The following is a 17,700-nucleotide window of genomic DNA, read 5'->3' as shown; positions in this document are numbered from 1 at the left end:
ACAACAAAAACGGTCCGATTTTATGAATAGCTTTCTCGGCATTGCCATTATTCTGCTCGTTGCTTATTTGTGCTCTACCAACCGTAAAAGTATTCGCTGGCGCACTGTCGCCGGGGCATTTGCCATTCAGGTTGGCTTAGGTGCTTTTGTTCTCTATGTGCCGTTCGGCCAGGATGTCCTTTATGCGGTAGCCGCGGGCGTCGCTAAAATCATCTCGTTTACCAGCGCCGGTATCAGCTTTATGTTCGGCGGGCTGGCATCGCCGGAGTTTGGCTTTGTTTTTGCCATTCAGGTGCTCAGCGTTATTGTGTTTTTCTCGTCATTGATTTCCGTGCTCTATTACCTGGGCATCATGAAATGGATTATTAAGATCCTCGGCGGCACCTTACATAAGGTCATTGGCAGCAGCCGCCCGGAATCGATGTCAGCGGCGGCGAACGTGTTTGTTGGTCAGACTGAAGCGCCGATGATGGTGCGCCCCTTTATTGCCAGCATGACCCGTTCCGAGCTGTTCGCGGTGATGGTGGGCGGTATGGCCTCGGTGTCAGGCTCGGTACTGGCCGGTTATGCAGGCGTGGGTGTTGAGCTCAAATACCTGATCGCCGCAAGCTTTATGGCGGCTCCCGCCGGCTTGCTGATGGCTAAAATGATTATCCCCGAAACCGAAAAGCCCCGCGAAGATCTGGAAGCCATTATTGACGGCACCTCCACCCAGAAGGGCGGTGCGGTGCAGATTGATGATCGTCCGGTGAACGTGATTGATGCCGCCGCAGCAGGTGCCTCAAGCGGCGTGCAACTGGCGATTAACGTTGGTGCCATGCTGATCGCTTTCGTGGCCCTGATAGCCTTGATCAACGGCATTTTCGGCTGGGTCGGTGGCTGGTTTGGTTATCCGGATCTGTCGTTGCAGGAACTCTTTGGTTATATCTTCCAGCCGGTCGCCTACGTGCTTGGCGTGAACTGGGATGAAGCTCAGCTGGCCGGCAGCTTTATCGGCCAGAAACTGGTTATCAATGAGTTTGTCGCTTACCTGGATTTCGTCAATTACAAAGACCAGCTCAGTGCCCACAGCCAGGTGATCATTACCTTTGTGCTTTGTGGCTTCGCTAACTTCTCGTCTATTGCGATTCTGCTGGGTGGGTTAGGTGGTATGGCCCCCAGCCGCCGTCATGATATCGCCCGGCTTGGCCTGAAGGCGCTGCTGGCAGCTACCCTTGCCAATATGATGAGTGCGGCGATTGCCGGCTTTTTCTTTACTTTAGGTGCCGGCTAAGCAGCTGGCACCTTCCTCTTTGTTACCGCTTCCGCGGCGTCTTGTGCTTGCGGATGACGCCTTCCTGCATGGTTGATGCCACCAGGACGCCTTCGCGGGTAAAGAACTGGCCACGAACCAGGCCGCGGGCGCCACTGGCAACCGGGCTGTCAATGGCGTACAACAGCCAGTCGTCCATGCGGAACTCTTTATGAAACCACATGGCATGATCAATGGTGGCTATCTGGATATCCGGCTGCGCGAAGCTGGCGCCGTGGGGCTGCAGGGCGGTCGGCAGAAAATTAAAATCTGACGCATAAGCCAGCAAATACTTGTGGATTCTTGGGTCATCCGGCATCGGGCCGTTGGCGCGGAACCACACATAGCGCTGCGGTTTATCAACCACCGGCTTAAACGGATTATTGGCGGTCACAAAGCGCATCTCGATGGGCTTTTCCGAAATAAACTTATTGCGGATTTTTTCCGGGATAAGTTCGGCGTGCTCGCGGTAGATATCCAGATCCGACACCAGACCCTCGGGACCCGGTACTTCGGGCATTGTGTCCTGATGTTCAAAGCCGGGCTCGTCGATCTGGAACGAGGCGGTCATATAGAAAATCGGCTTGCCGTTCTGAATGGCCTGTACCCGGCGCGTTGAAAAGCTTTTGCCATCGCGGATGGTCTGCACATCGTAAACAATGGGTTTATAGGCATCGCCGGGGCGCAGAAAATAACTGTGTAACGAATGGACTTTACGATCGCCGGGCAAGCTATCTTTGGCGGCTGATAAGGCCTGACCAATCACCTGGCCACCAAATACGGCGCCGAAGCCTAAATCCTGGCTCTGGCCGCGGTAAATGCCGGTTTCAATGCTTTCCAGTTTCAGTAAATCCAGTAAATCGTTGAGTACCTGACTCATTCAGTTCATCCCTTAATCGCGAAGATCACCAGTTAAAGTGGCTTCATTATAGGTGCCTGATAGCACGGAACAAAGCGAAGCTCAGCAATATTTACTATAAGGCATAATGATTTCATCTAAAGCGCCGGTATCAGGGCGGTTACACTAGCGCGACTTTACCACGTTAAGGATTACCTTTAGCAATGCAGACTCAGACCTACCAGATTCAGCAACAGACAATTGAACTGGCGCTGGATGAGCGCGTGTTCGCGCCCAGCGCCCATGGCTTGTACTACGCCAACCAGATCCCTATTGCAGCGGGCGAGCGGGTTATCGACATTGGTTGTGGCAGTGGCATCTTCGCGGTCTATGCGGCGCGGCAGGGGGCCAGCGTACTGGCCACTGATATTTCGGCAGACGCGGCCGAACTGACCGCCGCCAACGCCTTACGCAATGGCGTACAGGTGGACACGGCAACCGGCGGCTTTTTCGCCGGTAGTGAGGCGACTTACGATGTGATCCTGGCGAATTTGCCGCAGGAGATCGTGATGCCTGATTCTGCGGTACTACTGGGCGAACGGATCAGCGAGATTGATGGTGGTCTGCGTGGCAATGATCTGCTGCTGCAACTGCTGGAACAGGCGCCCGCCCATATGCATGAGACATCGCGCATGTATCTGCCGCTGCATACCCTCAGCGATTACCATCACTCGCTCAGAGTGGCCATGCAGGATTTCAATGTGCGGCTGGTTGCGATCGGCGATTTACCGGCAAAATCATTCGTTACCGACCATCTTGGCTTCTATCTGGAGCTGGCCGAGGCTGGCGCGATTCGCCTGTTTAAACACCAAGGGCAGTGGTACACCAACATCTATGTTATTGAACTTACTTTAAAATCAACGGAATAATTGACGTATTCGGCGGCTTCTCCGGTTGATCTTTAGTGCGCTTACTCCCATAGTGAATATAACTGCAAAATATGGCTGGAACGCGAAATTGCGACTACCCTTATTGAACTACAGCTTTCATCGAGGAGGAGCGAAATATGTCGAGTAACGACAGCTTTAATACCTTAAGTACGTTAGAGGTTAACGGCAAAACCTACCATTATCACAGCTTGCCCAAAGCAGCCGAAAAACTAAAGAACATTGGCGACATTGACCGGCTGCCGGCATCGATGAAAGTTCTCCTGGAGAACTTACTGCGTAATGAAGACGGCAACACCGTCACCAAAAAAGATATTGAGGCAGTCGCATTATGGCTGGCCGACCGTAAATCAGACCGTGAAATCCAGTATCGCCCGGCGCGGGTACTGATGCAGGATTTCACCGGCGTGCCGGCCATTGTTGATCTCGCGGCCATGCGTGATGCCATGGAAACTGCCGGCAAAAACCCAAATCAGATTAATCCGCTGTCAGCAGTGGATCTGGTCATTGACCACTCGGTTACCGTAGATAAATCCTCCTCTCCGGAAGCTTTTGAAGAAAACGTACGCATTGAAATGGAGCGTAACTTCGAGCGCTACCAGTTCCTGCGCTGGGGCCAGAAGGCCTTTGAAAACTTCCGTGTGGTGCCGCCGGGTACCGGTATTTGTCACCAGGTAAACCTGGAGTATCTGGCTAAAGTGGCCTGGCCTAAAGAGCAGGGCGATAAGACCTGGGTCATGCCAGACACCTGTGTTGGCCTTGATTCGCACACCACTATGGTGAACGGCCTGGGCGTGCTCGGCTGGGGCGTTGGCGGTATCGAAGCCGAAGCGGCCATGCTGGGCCAGCCGGTTTCCATGCTGATACCAGAAGTCATCGGCTTCCGCATGACAGGTAAGCTGCATGAAGGCGTCACCGCGACTGACCTTGTTTTACATGTTACCCAGATGCTGCGTAAGCATGGTGTGGTCGGCAAGTTTGTTGAGTTCTATGGGCCGGGGCTGGATCACCTGCCACTGGCTGACCGGGCGACTATCGGTAATATGGCGCCTGAATATGGCGCGACCTGTGGCTTCTTCCCGGTTGATAAAGAAACTCTGCGTTATCTGGAACTAACCGGCCGCGATCAGGAAACCATTGATCTGGTTGAGGCGTATTACAAGGCTCAGGGCCTCTGGCGTGAAACGGGCAAAGAGCCGGTATTCACTGACTCGCTGGAACTTGATCTGAATAATGTTACGGCCTCACTTGCTGGTCCGAAACGGCCGCAGGATCTGGTTGCCATGCCACAATTGGGCAGCAACTTTGACCTGATGCTGGAAACCAGCGGTCAGGGCGACCAGAAAGACAAAGAAGTTGAGGTCAAAGGCCGCGACTTTAAACTTAAACATGGTGATGTGGTTATTGCCGCCATTACGTCCTGTACCAATACCTCGAATCCGAGTGTATTGATGGCGGCCGGCCTGGTGGCGCAGAAAGCGATCAAGAAAGGTCTGCAACGTCAGCCTTGGGTAAAAGCCTCACTGGCACCGGGCTCACGCGTTGTTACCGACTACCTCAAGAAGGCCGGTTTCACACCTTATCTGAATGAGCTGGGCTTTAATCTGGTCGGCTACGGCTGTACGACCTGTATCGGTAACTCAGGCCCGCTTGATGAAGAAATCAGCAAGGCAATTATTGATAACGACCTGATTGTTTCGTCGGTGCTTTCCGGTAACCGTAACTTTGAAGGCCGTATTCACTCTGATGTGAAGGCCAACTGGCTGGCGTCACCGCCGCTGGTGGTCGCTTACGCTCTGGCCGGTACTACCCGTATTGATTTGACTCAGGATCCACTGGGTAACGATCAGGATGGCAACCCGGTTTACCTGAAAGACATCTGGCCAAGTAATAAAGAGATTGCTGATGCGGTTAGTCATGTGAATGGCGAGATGTTCCGCAAAGAATATGCCGAAGTATTTGAGGGCGATGACGAGTGGAAGTCTATTCCGGTGGCAGAGGGTAATACCTATGCCTGGAGCGACTCTACTTATGTGAAAAAACCGCCTTACTTCGACAGAATTGCTGAAGAAGTGCCGGCCATGAAGAACGTCAACGATGCCCGGGTACTGGCTATCTTCGCCGATTCGATTACGACGGACCATATTTCGCCAGCAGGCGCCATTAAGCCATCCTCACCAGCGGGTAAATACCTGCAGGAGAAAGGGGTCGAACCGAAAGACTTCAACTCGTACGGTTCCCGCCGTGGTAACCACGAAGTGATGATGCGCGGTACCTTCGCCAACATCCGCATCAAGAACCAGATGCTGGACGATGTCGAAGGCGGTTATACCTGCCACGTGCCAAGTGGCGAGCAAATGTCCATTTATGATGCAGCTATGAAGTATCAGGAAGAGGGCACGCCGCTGGTGGTGTTTGCCGGTAAGGAATATGGTACCGGCTCCAGCCGTGACTGGGCTGCCAAAGGCACCAACCTGCTGGGCGTGAAAGCCGTTATTGCTGAAACCTTTGAGCGGATTCACCGTTCCAACCTGATTGGTATGGGTGTATTACCCTTGCAGTTTGAAAGCGGGCAGGGGCCGCAGGCACATGGCCTTGATGGCACCGAAACCGTCAGCATCCTGGGCATTGATGATAACCTCAAGCCAGGTCAGGAACTGACTGTGAAAGCGGTACGCGAGGACGGCTCTGAAGAAGAGTTTAAAGTGTACTGCCGCATCGATACCAACACTGAAATGCAGTACTACCGCAGCGGCGGTATCCTGCACTACGTGTTACGGCAGATGATCGAATAATCACTGTCAGTGCTTAAATAGAAAGGCCGGTCAGATTACCTGACCGGCCTTTTTTTATTGCTCAGATGACCGCCTAGAGCCCGAGTTTTTCGGGCATTGGCGGTGCTTCACTGTAATCTTTTGGCGGGTTCTGCTTAAGCTCGCGCAGAGTTTCCTCAACCGCCCGCTCAAGCTGCGGGTCACGGCCCTTGTTCACCGCAATCGGGTCCAGAATGACTTCAATATCCGGCGCCACGCCTTCATTTTCTACCCGCCATTCGCCGTCCGGCGTATAGAAGCGGAAGAAGGGCACCACGTGGGAGCCACCATCAATCATCGGCGGGTTAGCCGAAATGCCGATCAGGCCACCCCAGGTACGGGTACCTATGAGTTTGCCCAGCCCCAGGCGCTTGAAGGCCCATGGCAGGAAATCACCACCTGAACCGGCATCCTGATCAATCAGCATGGTTTTCGGACCGGTAATCACACCACCCGGGGTCGAGAAGGTTAAGCCATCGCGATCTTTCCAGCCAGCCAGGAAAGGCCGGGCCAGGATCTCGGTAATGTAATTAGCCGCCTGGCCGCCGCCGTTCTTACGCTCATCAATAATCAGCGCCGGTTTATCAACCTGGGCGAAGAACATCCGGTTAAAGAAGTAGAAACCACCGTCTGCGGTATTGGGGAGGTATACATAAGCCACCCGGCCGTCGGTCTGCTCATTCACATAGCGGCGGTTTGCTTCCACCCAGTCCCATAACCGCAGGGTACTGTCGTTAGCGACGGGTTTCACCTGGATATCGCGGCTGTTGGTACCTTTAGCATCATCGGCCAGAGTCAGTACCACCTGTTTGCCCACGGTATTATCCAGCAGGGTGTAGATGTTCTGCCGGGCCGTTAACTGCACGCCATTGATAGCCATAATAAAGTCACCGGCCCTGGCCGCTGAACCAGGGACCGCCAGTGGCGCTTCCAGGTACGGACTCCAGACGTCACCGGTATAGACTTTCTTAAGCTGATAACGGTTGTCAGTAATTACGAAGTCAGCGCCCAGCAGACCCATATTGGTGCCGCTGTCGCGGTAGATATCGCCGCCGCCAATGCGGTTATGGCCTACCTGCAGTTCAGCGATCATCTCGACCATCACATCGTTGAGATCTTCGCGGCGCTGCACGTGTTTCAGCATCGGCAGGTACTTATCGTAGATAGCGGCCCAGTCGATGCCATGCATATCGGGGTCATAGAAATACTCTTTCTGCATGCGCCAGGCGTCATCAAAGATCTGCTGCCATTCGGCGATGGGATCGATAAAGCTGCGCACCTGACTTAAATCCAGTGGCTTGGCCTCGGTTTTGGCTTTGGCATCGCCAATACGGATCTGATTTGGCGTTGCGAACAGCAGGATCTTTTTGCCATCCGGGCTGATGGTAAAGCCTGCCAGATCCTCTTCCACTACCGCGCTTTTGCGCTCGGTAAAGTCAAAGCGATGTAAGGTGGAGGCGTTCTGGGTATTGGTGCCTGGCAATTCAGTGCTGACGCCTGGTTGGGGGCGCTCAAGGTAAAACAGCGCGCCATCCTCTGCGACGGCCAGACTGTCATAGTTACGCTCGGGAATCGGCAGACCCACCACACGTTGGCTTAAGCCCCGGAAATCAACCTTAACCTTAACCGCTGGCTTAGCCGGTTTATCGGCGTCAGACGCTTTATCGTCTTCAGCTTTGACTTCTTCATCGCCGCTCTTGGGCAGCATCGGGGACTGACCGTCGGCGGCCAGCACCATGGCGTAGATGCCCTTACGGACCGGCCGCTCGCGGGTCGATAAATCAAGACCTACCTGCGACGGTCCGGTATTCACCGAGGCGGTGAAATAAAGGTAATCCTGGCTGAATACCGGATGATCGGCATAACCCATGCCATCGGTGACGGTGTAGGTTTGTCCGTTGCTGAAATCATGCAGTTTGATCTGGCTGAAATAATTGCTGCCGACCCAGGTATAGGCCAGATAACGGCTGTCAGGCGAGAAGGCCACATTAAACTCTGAACGGCGTAGTGTGGTGTCCAGTTTGCGGCTGGACTTTTTAGCCAGGTCAAACACATAGATATTCAGGTGATTATCCTGGTAAACCAGGCGGTTATCGTCAGGCGACCAGCCCAGTAAATTGAAATAGCCGGTATCGCCAAGCGGGAATATTTGCGGATCGCTGAGACCATCCTGTGGCGCCAGTACCAACTGGTGCTTATTGCCCTGGTCGCTGATGTAGGCCACCTGGCTGCCATCGTGGCTCCAGAGCCCGTCAAATTCCCGCACACCCGAGCTGCGGGTCAGGTTACGGGTAGAACCATCTTTTACCGGCACGGTGAACACATCGCCGCGGGCGCTGACAATAACCCGTTGCCCGGTGGTTGAGAGTTCCGCTGAAGTCAGGGTTTTACTGGCGTCTTTCCATTGCGGCCGGCGCTGCTCTGACTGGGTAGTCAGGCTCAGGTTCAGCTTGCTGGCCTGGCCGGTAGCGGCTTCCAGCTGGTACAGATAGCCGCCAGACTCATAGACGATGGTATCGTCGTGGCCGTTGGCACTGCGTAGATCCCAGTCACTATGTTTGGTGAGCTGTTCGACCTGCTGGTTGTGGTAGCGGAATAAGTTAACAGCAACATCGTCACGATCCGACAAAAAATACACGCTGTCGCCCAGCCAGAACGGATTGAAATCATTGGCGTTCGGGTGGGGTATTTTCTCCAGCTGTTGTTGCTCAAGATCCAAAATCCAGACCGGTGGGGTGCTGCCACCGCGATGCAGACGCCAGCCACTGGCGCCGCTGTAAGCCATATTGTTGGGGCGGTAGGCGAGCTTTTTGCCATCGTCAGAGAGCTGGCCCTCGTAGGCCACGGCTTCCATCAGTTTTTCCGGATAGCCGCCACTGACAGGGATCTGATAAAGCTGGTTACTGCGGCTGTTACGGATCTCGCGGTTTGAGGCAAACAGTACTTTGGTGCCATCCGGGCTCCAGCCGTTAACCGTATCGGCATTGGGATGCCAGGTAAGCCGCGCTGGCTGACCACCTTCAACAGGCACCACATAAACATCGGTATTGTTGTCATAGGTCGCCGAAAAAGCGACCCAGTTGCCATCGGGTGAAAAGGACGGCGCGAATTCACTGGCCGGGTGGCTGGTGAGCTGACGCGGATTTTTGCCATCGCGGTCAGCAATCCAGATATCCCCACCGTAGACGAAGGTCAGGTGATCAGCAGAAATATCGGGTTGTCGCAGTAAACGGGTATCTTCGGCAGTTGCAGCTGCCGAAACCAGGCACAGACTGCAGACCAGCCAGAGGGGGCGAAAAGAAGCCATGACTGTTTCCTTAATAGAAAGAGAGGTTTAAACAGTAATAGCACAGAGCCCGCCAAAGCGCATACGGTTAAATGCAACTAAATATTTAGTGCCCGGCCACCATCCACTTTGATCGATTCGCCGGTGAGAAAGGGGTTATCGCGCAGGAAGCGAACGGTATCAATCATCGGCTGCAGACCACCCTCCACCTGCAATGGCGTTTGTTCCAGTACCTGTCTGCGATGCTCAGAATCATGTTCAGGTAAAAACAGGATCGGGCCGGGCTGAATGGCATTTACCCGGATATCCGGTGCCAGATGTTTGGCGAAGGCCTGGGTAAGATTCGCCAGCCCGGCTTTAGCGGCACAGTAGGCGATATGGTTCACGGTGGGGCTGTCGACATAAATATCAGTAATGTTGACCACCAGCCCGTTATCAGCGGCTTTCAGCTGGGGTGCGAGCCCCTTGATAAGCAAGTAGGGCGCCATGGCATGAACCTGAAATACGGCTTCAAGGTTAGCCAGTTCCTCATCAACGGTACCGTTATCAAAGAAACTGGAAGCGTTGTTCACCAGTAAATCCAGACGTGCGGTTTTTGCCTGGATATTCTGTATTAGCTGTTCAACTTCACTCAGCTTAGCGAAATCAGCCTGCACCGGCTCGGCGCCCAGTGATTCGAGTTCACGAATGCCTTGTTCGGAGCTGCGGTAATGAGCGAACACGCGATACCCTTCGTCAAGCAACGCTTTCGCCAGCTCAAAGCCAAAGCGGCGGCCGGCGCCGGTGATTAGTGCCACGGGTTGTTTACTCATGCCAGATGCTCCTGTTGTAAAGACAGCTGATAAAGCGGGGCGGTAATTTCAGTCAGGTAATCCGGTACCTGTTGCCACACTTGTGCGGCTTCACCGGGCGTTAGCTCACCGATAATATCGATATCCATCGGCCGGTCTTTCTGACTACTTTGCGGGTCGGAACGATCCCGGCCCAGCGCCACTTCGATCTGATTGAAACGCTGTTTCAGTTCTGCTGCGGTGCAGCCGGTTTCAAGCAAAAACAAGGCATTAAGGAAGTCGCTAGAGGTCTCAATTGCCACCGGTTTGGTATAGATGGCACGCGAATAGCGTGCGACGCCCAGGCCGGCTATCAGCTCCTGCGCTGCAGCAAAATGCTGTTCAGGGCGGATGTTGGCCCCCATGCTACAAAGAAATAAATAACTCATATGCTTCGCCTCGTTTTTTCTGCCTGTAAGCATACCCTGATACGGTGACCGGCAAAAGACAGATCCCTCCGAGTTGAAATGATGGGGCGGGCTTGCTAGCCTAAAGACTGTCTAGTTACAGGAAGGAAACGTGCCCGACCCAATCAGGCTGGTAACTTACACTGCTCTGTTTTTATTCCTCACGCTTACGGCGCGGCCCTCCCTTGCGTACTCCCCGGCGTACTCCCCGGCGCAGTCAGAAGCGCAAATAAAACCGCCTGATGAATACATTCTGGGCGGACCCGACACCACAGTGCGGGAAGGTTATTTCATCTTATCCCTGGATAATCCGCCAACCTCTGACCTGACTATCCAGCAATCAGCCGACGCTGATTTTTCCAGCATCACCACAGAATTCAACTGGTTTGGCGATTTCAGTGCAACCACCTTAAGTGGCTTCGCTGACGGCACCTATTACTTTCGGGTGAACACGGCCGCGGGCACCAGCAACGTGATTGAAGTTGAGGTGCTGCATTATCCGTTATGGCAGGCGTTTAGCTTGTTCTTCGCGGGGCTGCTGCTGTTTTTAATTGTGGTATTACTGATTGTGCGGATGCACTGGGTGACACATGACCGAGACCACTGAGTTCGCACTGAACAGTTCGCTGGGCCTGGGGCTGGTGCTGCTATTCGGCATCGCCTGGATCGCCTTTGGCTGGTATCTGGGGCGCGCTAACAAGACCCATGAAGATTTTGCCCTGGCCGGACGTAACGTCGGCCTGGCACTGGCGTCGGCCACCGCCATGGCGACCTGGGTCACCAGTAATACCACCCTGGTTGCGCCGCAGCTAACTTATCAGTTTGGCATCTGGGGCATGGTGGGCTATTCGTTCGCGGCGCTGGGCCTTATTTTGTTTGCGCCGCTGGCCGCCCGTATCAAAAAACTGATGCCGAACGGGTATACCTCGGGTGATTTTATTCGCCTGCGGTACGGTCAGCCGGCCTGGTGGGCCTTTATTATCATCTCGGTGATTTATGCCTTTGGCTGGCTGATTAGTCTGGGTATGGCCGGTGGCATTTTGCTGCAGGCCCTTAGTGGTCTCGACTACCACATCGGCATGACAGCGATTCTGATTATTTGTGTGGGCTACACGCTGTTTGGCGGGCTACGGGCCGTTATCGCTACGGATTTTATTCAGGCGCTGATTATTATTATTGGCGTGGTATTTATTGCCTGGTACCTGATTGATACGGTGAGCCTGGAAAGCATCCATCAGGAAGTCAGCGCCAATCATCCGCAGTTACTGGAGCTGCTGTTTCCTGCCGCCATTATGTTCCTTTTCAATAATATCTTTTTCGGCCTTGGCGAGATATTTCACTCGAATGTATGGTGGTCGCGGGCGCTGGCCTTTAAAGGCAAGGTTGCCTTTAAGGCGTTTTTGCTTGGTGGTCTGTTATGGCTGCCGATTCCTATAGTGACCGGGTTCATCGCGCTGGCGGCACCGCAATTAGGAATCTTCCCGCCCAGCGCGGACATGGTTGGCCCCATGGTGGCAGCCGAAGTGTTAGGCAAGGCGGGCGCTGTGATCGTATTTATAGTGGTGTTTTCGGCGCTGGCATCGAGCCTCGACTCCTTGCTGGCCGCAACCTCGGACCTGATCACCCGGGATATTTATCATAAAAAAATCAACAAGCAGGCCAGCGACAAGCACCTGATGCGCTTTAACGGTTACAGCATCGTCGGGCTTGGCGTACTGACCTGGCTGATTTGCCTGCCGCAGCTAGCCACGCTCGGGGCGCTGCTTAACTTTGCCGGCGCCTTCGTGGCGAGCACAATCTTCCCGGTCGTGCTAGGGTTATATCAGCCCAGGTTACGCGGCGGGTACGCAGCGACGGCAATGGTAGTGGGTACGTTAGCGGGATTAGCCGGCTACTTCCTGGTTGGTTTTTATGTTGCCGCGCTGGTGTCTTGTCTGGTATCGGCAATCATTTGTGCGGTCGGGGTATGGCGCTGTCGTACTGCTTTTGACTGGCAGCAAATGCAGGAACAGGAGACCAACACATGATCAGTCTGGATGCCTTCAGCATTCTGGTAATGGCCTGTTTGCTGTTAACCGCCTGTGCACCCGTGATTCTGGCGGTGCTATGGGTAAAAGATTTTCTTTCTAAACAATTATGGTAACTCAGTATGAATGTAGATGACGTTTCGTTTGAACGTGAACGTCCTGATGTGTATGGAGACGCACACCCTAAAGCATTGCTTAGGGCTATTCAGGAAGACGGCGACTATCTGGTCAAGCTATCAGCGCAGCATATTATTGCGGCGGATCAGCTTGATGCAGAAACCATGAAGCAACTGTTCCGGCTGGCGGCAAAAATTGAAAGTAATCCGCGACGTTTCAGTTCTCCGCTACAGGGGAAAATACTGATCAGCGCGTTTTACGAGCCCAGCACCCGTACCCGGTTGTCGTTTGAGAGCGCCTGGCATCGCCTTGGTGGCGATATTATGTCAATTACCGACCGTTCTACCACCGGCCTGGCAAAAGGCGAGTGTCTGTCGGATGTCGCGGAAATGTTTAACAACTACGGTGATTGCGTGGTGCTGCGTGACAATAACGAGGAATCCATCTACGAAACCATGGATTCACTGCGCATTCCGATTGTGAACGCGGGTAACGGGCTTGATGAGCACCCCACGCAGGCAATGGCTGACATGTATGCTATTTTTAAATGGAAGCCAGAGCTGGTGCAGGAAAAACCTGAGAATCCGATACGGGTAGGCGTCATCGGTGTTCCGAATAAGATGCGAACGGTGCGGAGCCTGCTCAAATGCATGTCGCTGTTTCCGAATATGGCGTCAGAAGTGGTCATTATTCACGACGAAACCAGCGAAGCAGACTTGTTTGGCGAAGGCCAGCGCGAGGAACTTGAAAAACGCGGCCTGAAAATCACGCTGACAGAGGATATGGAAGAAGTATTGCCAACGCTTGATGTGATTTATATCAACGCGATTTCGTGGGAAGGCGATACCTTCAACCGCTACGGTAATAAGTTTCAACTGTCCGCCAGCTCAAACCTGAAGCCCGATGCAATTATTCTGCATCCGCTGGCTCGTGGCGAAGAGCTGAGTACCGATCTGGATCACACCTCACATAACTGGTATTTCAGCCAGGCCCGCGGTGCGGTATTTGTCCGCATGGCCCTGCTCACCTGCATGGTAGAGCGCGCTGAACGTGTGATCGATGTAGTATGAATCGACTATAAGGAATTGAACGACTATGTGTGGAATTGGAGGAGTTTTTAATCAACAGGCCAACAACCGGCCTGATCCGCAAACCCTGGTTAACATGGCCGCTATCATGCACCATCGCGGCCCTGACGGTTATGGCTATGAAATTATTGATGACACCGGCGTAGGATTCAGCCACGCCCGACTGACCATCATTGATTTGAACGAAGCGCGTGGTAAACAGCCGTTTTTGTCTGACGACAGTAACCTGATGATGGTGCACAACGGCGAGTTTTATGACTTTAAACGCATCCGCGCTGACTTAACTGCCCGTGGTGCGCGCTTTCGCAGTAAATGTGACTCAGAAATTGTCTTGCACTTATTCGAGCGTGAAGGCCTGGAAGAAACCCTGACCCACTTGCGCGGTGAGTTTGCCTTCGCCCTTTATGAGAAATCAGAAGACGCCCTGTACCTGGTGCGGGATCGCTTTGGTATCAAGCCGCTTTATTATACTGAAACCGACGAAGGCGTGGTGTTTGGCTCTGAGCTGAAAGTTATTTTCGCCCATCCGTCAGTGAAACGTGAGTTTTCCAGCGAAGGCCTTTATCACCAGCTGATCCAGGTGATGGTGCCAGGCAGCACGGCATTTAAAGGTATTAAGCAGGTCGCGCCGGGGCATGTGGTTAAAGTCCAGCGTCGTGATGGCAAGCTGGAACTGAGCGAACACAAATACTGGGATGTGAACTTTCCGCAGGAACATGAGTATCCTGGCGATGAAGTTGATGAGCAGATTTATATCGATGGCGTGCGTAAGCATTTGCTGGAAGCCGTGCAGCACCGTCTGACCGCGGATGTTCCGGTGGGCTGTTACTTATCTGGCGGTATTGATTCCTGTGCGATTCTGGGGTTATCAGCAGCAGCAACCCAGACCTCAGTGAAGGCGTTCACCATAGGTTTTGACTCCGATGAGTATGATGAAACTGTGATTGCCCAGGAGATGGCGGAAGCCACCGACTCGGATCACCATATCATGCGGCTGAAAGCCGAAGACCTTTATGACCATTTCGTCAAAACCATCTGGCATACCGAGCGCACCATTTATAACACCCTGGGTGTAGCTAAATATCTGATGAGCCAGCAGGTGCATCAGGTTGGCTACAAAGTGGTGCTGACGGGTGAGGGGTCAGATGAACTTTTCGCTGGTTATCCGGCATTCCGGAAAGATATGTTCCTGCACGGCCTGGACCATCTGCCGGAAGGTGAACGTAAAGACTGGCAGGAACTGCTCGAGAAGAACAACAAACTGTTTAAAGGTGCGATGCTGGCGCGGGAAGAGTTTGTCAGCCCGGCGTTTAACGCCAAAATGGGCTTCACCCCGAGCTGCGTGCAGCCGTGGTTGTCCTGTGCCGATACAGCATTGCCACTGATCGCCGAGGATCGCCGTAAAGAAGTTCAGGAATATGATCCGGGCAAAGCCATAGCCGATACCCTGGATGAAAGCATGTTATCAGGCCGTCATCCGCTTGACCGGGCGCAATATGTCTGGATTAAAACCATGCTCGAAGGGCAGATCCTGACCTGGGGCGGCGATCGGGTTGATATGGCTAACTCGATGGAAGCACGGCCACCCTTTCTCGATCATCATCTGGCGGAATATGCGTTTACCGTGCCGCCGCATCTGCGCATCAAAGGCAACAAAGAGAAGTATGTTCTGCGTGAAGCGATGAAAGGTCTGCTGCCGGAAACCCTGTATAAGCGTGAGAAGTTTGCCTTTATGGCGCCACCGGCTCACACCGATCCGGAAAAATGGAAGGCCTTGATGAAACTGGCTAATCTGTTCTTATCTGAAGAAGCGGTCAAAGAGGCGGGCTTGCTGGATTATGCGCAGGTGAAGCTGACCTTTGAGAAGCATGAAACAGCAGGTGTACCCATTGATGAGAAAGTGCAGTTAGATGCGGTCATCAACCATATGCTGGGTGTGCAGATCATGCATCATCACTTTGTTAAAACAGATGTCCCAGCCATGGCGCGGAAGCGCGCCGATGAGCTGGGCTGGCATGTGTAACGGACAGGCCTTAGCGGATCAGTTTAAGCAGGGCTTTACCGATGTCGGTATTGTCCTGATAGCCACGGAAGGCTTCTGAACCGGGCCCAATGGCCATTACCGGCACATCCACTGCGGTGTGACCGGTGGTGGTCCAGCCGGTTCGGGTATGGGTGCTAATCACCGCTGCCAGAACCTTGCCGATAGCATACTGGCGATCCCGCCCTCTGGCTGCCGCCGGAATCTCTACTGCAAGAATCTGTTGCCATTCATCTTCAGTCACATCCAGATTTAACCGCGGTTGCAAATAACCCCGCCATTGATCCCGTGGTAACTCCAGCAAATCCCGTGTCATCACCTCCAGCGAGGCAGTGATCCCCATGACTTTCTCTGAGTACCAGGCATATTCGCCGCCTTGTCCCAGGGTCAGGCCACCGGTCGAATGGTCAGCGGTAATGATCAGCAGGGTATTGGGGTGCTGTTGCTGAAAGGCACGCACCACGTCAATGGCCTGAGCAAAATCATGCATTTCGTGTACCGTACAGGCAATATCATTAGCGTGGCCACACCAGTCGATCTGACTACCCTCAATCATTAACGCAAAGGGCTGCTGTTGTTCTTGTTGCTTCGCGCTCAGCAGGCGCAGGGCGTTTTCGGTCATCGTGGCCAACCGCGGCTGATCATCGATAGCTGCTGGCAGCGCAACCGGGGCAAACAGGCCCAGCAGCGGGGTGGTGGTGGTTGTTGCTAACTGCTCAAATTCGGTGATGACCTGCATGCCTTGTTGCTCGAGTTCAGGCAACCAGTTTTTGTCATCCCGGTTGAAGTAGCGATAGCCGCCGCCGAGCAACACATCAAAACTCCAGACGCCGGGCTGCACCGGCGTGGCCAGTGAATCAGCAATGGCTTCATACATTTTGCGTGACGGATGATGGGTAAAAAATGACGCCGGGGTGGCGTGATTAACCTGAACCGTGGAGACGGCGCCGGTATACCAGCCGTTGGCGCGAGCCAGTTCCATGATGCTTTGCTGCGGATGCTTGTCCGCATCAACGCCAATGGCGCCATTGTAGCTTTTGACGCCGGTAGCCAGTGCTGTGGCGCTGGACGCAGAATCCGTCACCCAGGTGGTATCGTCGGGGTAGGTGGTGGCCGCGCCCAGCAGTAAATCATCAAACGGCGTTGCTGCGAGGGTGCCGGCACCAGGCTCACTCATGGCATAGCGATAGGCTGAAATGTATTCAAAACCCATGCCGTCACCAATCATAAAGATAATATTCGGTGGTTCGGCTTGATGTTGTTCGCTGGATTTATCGTTGGTTTGAGTACAACCGCTGAGAATGACGCTGGTCGCTAAAATGATCCGAAACGGAGTCAGGAAATTCAGAGACGACATATTTCTATCCTGTTGGTATCACAATTATCGGCGGGGATAATATCATAGGGACATGACTTTTTTGTGACAAAAAATATCGTAACAGGCAGACTTGAAAATCGTTTTCCAGATCCTATATAGATTCTGACCGCGGTGTCTCAAAGAGAGCTGCGGCATTAACTAACATTGCTTCTTCAGGAGAATGATTATGGCTACTATTGATTTATCCCCATTATATCGCAGCAGTATTGGCTTTGACCGTATGGCGCGGCTGTTAGATGCAGCGATGCGCAGCGACGGCAACGGTGCCGGTGGCTACCCGCCGTATAATATTGCGGTAGTTGGCGACAACCGCTATGCGATCACCCTGGCGGTGGCAGGCTTTGCCGAAGACGAGCTGGAGCTTGAAGTCGAAAACAACGTGCTGAAAGTTCAGGGTAAAAAAGCCGAAGACTCTGAGCAGGGCGAATACCTGCATAAAGGCATCGCGTTCCGCAGCTTCGAGCGTAAATTCAACCTGGCTGACCATGTTGAAGTCATCGGCGCTGAACTGAGTAATGGCCTGCTGACTATAGGCCTTGAAAAAGTGGTGCCCGAGTCGATGAAGCCGAAGCGCATCGAAATTGGTAAATCACTGAATCTGCTGGAAGGTGCGACTAAGAAAAGCGCCTGATAACAG

General features: G+C 53.4%; 13 protein-coding genes. 8 read left to right on the top strand and 5 right to left on the bottom strand.

What is annotated here, in order from left to right:
* Window positions 1-22 precede the first annotated feature (22 nt).
* On the top strand, window positions 23-1,273 hold the full coding sequence (locus IDSA_RS05340) for a NupC/NupG family nucleoside CNT transporter (protein ID WP_034774811.1): 1,251 nt from the start codon (window positions 23-25) through the stop codon (window positions 1,271-1,273).
* A gap of 22 nt (window positions 1,274-1,295) precedes the next feature.
* Here IDSA_RS05340 and tesB read toward each other — a convergent pair whose 3' ends face one another.
* Window positions 1,296-2,171 (bottom strand): acyl-CoA thioesterase II, encoded by an 876-nt coding sequence (tesB, locus tag IDSA_RS05335; RefSeq protein ID WP_034774810.1) that lies wholly within the window; start codon window positions 2,169-2,171, stop codon window positions 1,296-1,298.
* Window positions 2,172-2,353: 182 nt separating this feature from the next.
* Between tesB and IDSA_RS05330 the strand changes: the two genes are divergently transcribed.
* The gene (locus IDSA_RS05330; protein WP_034774808.1) at window positions 2,354-3,058 is read left to right on the top strand and encodes a 50S ribosomal protein L11 methyltransferase; all 705 of its coding nucleotides are present in this window, start codon (window positions 2,354-2,356) and stop codon (window positions 3,056-3,058) included.
* A gap of 137 nt (window positions 3,059-3,195) precedes the next feature.
* Window positions 3,196-5,871, top strand: coding sequence for an aconitate hydratase AcnA (gene acnA / locus IDSA_RS05325; RefSeq protein ID WP_034774806.1), 2,676 nt, complete (start codon window positions 3,196-3,198; stop codon window positions 5,869-5,871).
* Between the two features lie 73 nt (window positions 5,872-5,944).
* On the opposite strand, the gene IDSA_RS05320 is transcribed toward acnA, so the two are convergent.
* The 3 genes from IDSA_RS05320 to IDSA_RS05310 form a co-directional block, all read right to left on the bottom strand.
* Complete coding sequence (locus tag IDSA_RS05320; protein ID WP_034774804.1) at window positions 5,945-9,196, bottom strand: S41 family peptidase; 3,252 nt, start codon at window positions 9,194-9,196, stop codon at window positions 5,945-5,947.
* Window positions 9,197-9,273: 77 nt separating this feature from the next.
* Window positions 9,274-9,987, bottom strand: coding sequence for an SDR family NAD(P)-dependent oxidoreductase (locus IDSA_RS05315; protein WP_034774801.1), 714 nt, complete (start codon window positions 9,985-9,987; stop codon window positions 9,274-9,276).
* Window positions 9,984-10,394: a 2-amino-4-hydroxy-6-hydroxymethyldihydropteridine diphosphokinase gene (locus IDSA_RS05310; protein ID WP_051986080.1), complete on the bottom strand. Its 411-nt coding sequence runs from the start codon at window positions 10,392-10,394 to the stop codon at window positions 9,984-9,986. Before IDSA_RS05310 ends, IDSA_RS05315 begins: the two co-directional genes overlap by 4 nt.
* A 130-nt stretch (window positions 10,395-10,524) precedes the next feature.
* Between IDSA_RS05310 and IDSA_RS05305 the strand changes: the two genes are divergently transcribed.
* From IDSA_RS05305 to asnB, 4 genes are all read left to right on the top strand, one after another.
* The gene (locus tag IDSA_RS05305) at window positions 10,525-11,019 is read left to right on the top strand and encodes a hypothetical protein (RefSeq protein WP_051986079.1); all 495 of its coding nucleotides are present in this window, start codon (window positions 10,525-10,527) and stop codon (window positions 11,017-11,019) included.
* Complete coding sequence (locus IDSA_RS05300) at window positions 11,003-12,439, top strand: sodium:solute symporter family protein (RefSeq protein ID WP_034774799.1); 1,437 nt, start codon at window positions 11,003-11,005, stop codon at window positions 12,437-12,439. The genes IDSA_RS05305 and IDSA_RS05300 overlap by 17 nt, the downstream gene beginning before the upstream one ends.
* A 122-nt stretch (window positions 12,440-12,561) precedes the next feature.
* Window positions 12,562-13,626, top strand: coding sequence for an aspartate/ornithine carbamoyltransferase family protein (locus IDSA_RS05295; protein WP_034774797.1), 1,065 nt, complete (start codon window positions 12,562-12,564; stop codon window positions 13,624-13,626).
* A 25-nt stretch (window positions 13,627-13,651) separates the two neighbouring features.
* Window positions 13,652-15,667: an asparagine synthase (glutamine-hydrolyzing) gene (asnB, locus tag IDSA_RS05290; RefSeq protein WP_034774795.1), complete on the top strand. Its 2,016-nt coding sequence runs from the start codon at window positions 13,652-13,654 to the stop codon at window positions 15,665-15,667.
* Window positions 15,668-15,677: 10 nt separating this feature from the next.
* Here the strand turns inward: asnB and IDSA_RS05285 are convergent, their stop codons facing one another.
* Window positions 15,678-17,042 carry an alkaline phosphatase gene (locus tag IDSA_RS05285; RefSeq protein ID WP_084694044.1) on the bottom strand — a complete coding sequence of 455 codons (1,365 nt, stop codon included), beginning with the start codon at window positions 17,040-17,042 and terminating at the stop codon, window positions 15,678-15,680.
* 187 nt (window positions 17,043-17,229) lie between these two features.
* Here IDSA_RS05285 and IDSA_RS05280 point away from each other — a divergent pair, with 187 nt between their 5' ends.
* The gene (locus IDSA_RS05280; RefSeq protein WP_034774793.1) at window positions 17,230-17,694 is read left to right on the top strand and encodes an Hsp20 family protein; all 465 of its coding nucleotides are present in this window, start codon (window positions 17,230-17,232) and stop codon (window positions 17,692-17,694) included.
* Window positions 17,695-17,700: the final 6 nt, after the last annotated feature.

The sequence above is a fragment of the Pseudidiomarina salinarum genome, from assembly GCF_000753715.1.
Classification (GTDB): Bacteria; Pseudomonadota; Gammaproteobacteria; order Enterobacterales; family Alteromonadaceae; genus Pseudidiomarina; species Pseudidiomarina salinarum.
Note: the sequence above shows the minus strand (reverse complement) of the source record. Positions and strands in the feature narration are given on the sequence as shown.

Excerpts from the sequence above, each read along its gene's own strand:
- IDSA_RS05285 (WP_084694044.1), bottom strand. The coding sequence starts at position 17,042 with ATGTCGTCTCTGAATTTCCTGACTCCGTTTCGGATCATTTTAGCGACC.
- IDSA_RS05310 (WP_051986080.1), bottom strand. The coding sequence starts at position 10,394 with ATGAGTTATTTATTTCTTTGTAGCATGGGGGCCAACATCCGCCCTGAA.
- IDSA_RS05340 (WP_034774811.1), top strand. The coding sequence starts at position 23 with ATGAATAGCTTTCTCGGCATTGCCATTATTCTGCTCGTTGCTTATTTG.
- asnB (WP_034774795.1), top strand. The coding sequence starts at position 13,652 with ATGTGTGGAATTGGAGGAGTTTTTAATCAACAGGCCAACAACCGGCCT.
- acnA (WP_034774806.1), top strand. The coding sequence starts at position 3,196 with ATGTCGAGTAACGACAGCTTTAATACCTTAAGTACGTTAGAGGTTAAC.
- IDSA_RS05330 (WP_034774808.1), top strand. The coding sequence starts at position 2,354 with ATGCAGACTCAGACCTACCAGATTCAGCAACAGACAATTGAACTGGCG.
- IDSA_RS05280 (WP_034774793.1), top strand. The coding sequence starts at position 17,230 with ATGGCTACTATTGATTTATCCCCATTATATCGCAGCAGTATTGGCTTT.
- tesB (WP_034774810.1), bottom strand. The coding sequence starts at position 2,171 with ATGAGTCAGGTACTCAACGATTTACTGGATTTACTGAAACTGGAAAGC.
- IDSA_RS05320 (WP_034774804.1), bottom strand. The coding sequence starts at position 9,196 with ATGGCTTCTTTTCGCCCCCTCTGGCTGGTCTGCAGTCTGTGCCTGGTT.
- IDSA_RS05315 (WP_034774801.1), bottom strand. The coding sequence starts at position 9,987 with ATGAGTAAACAACCCGTGGCACTAATCACCGGCGCCGGCCGCCGCTTT.
- IDSA_RS05295 (WP_034774797.1), top strand. The coding sequence starts at position 12,562 with ATGAATGTAGATGACGTTTCGTTTGAACGTGAACGTCCTGATGTGTAT.
- IDSA_RS05300 (WP_034774799.1), top strand. The coding sequence starts at position 11,003 with ATGACCGAGACCACTGAGTTCGCACTGAACAGTTCGCTGGGCCTGGGG.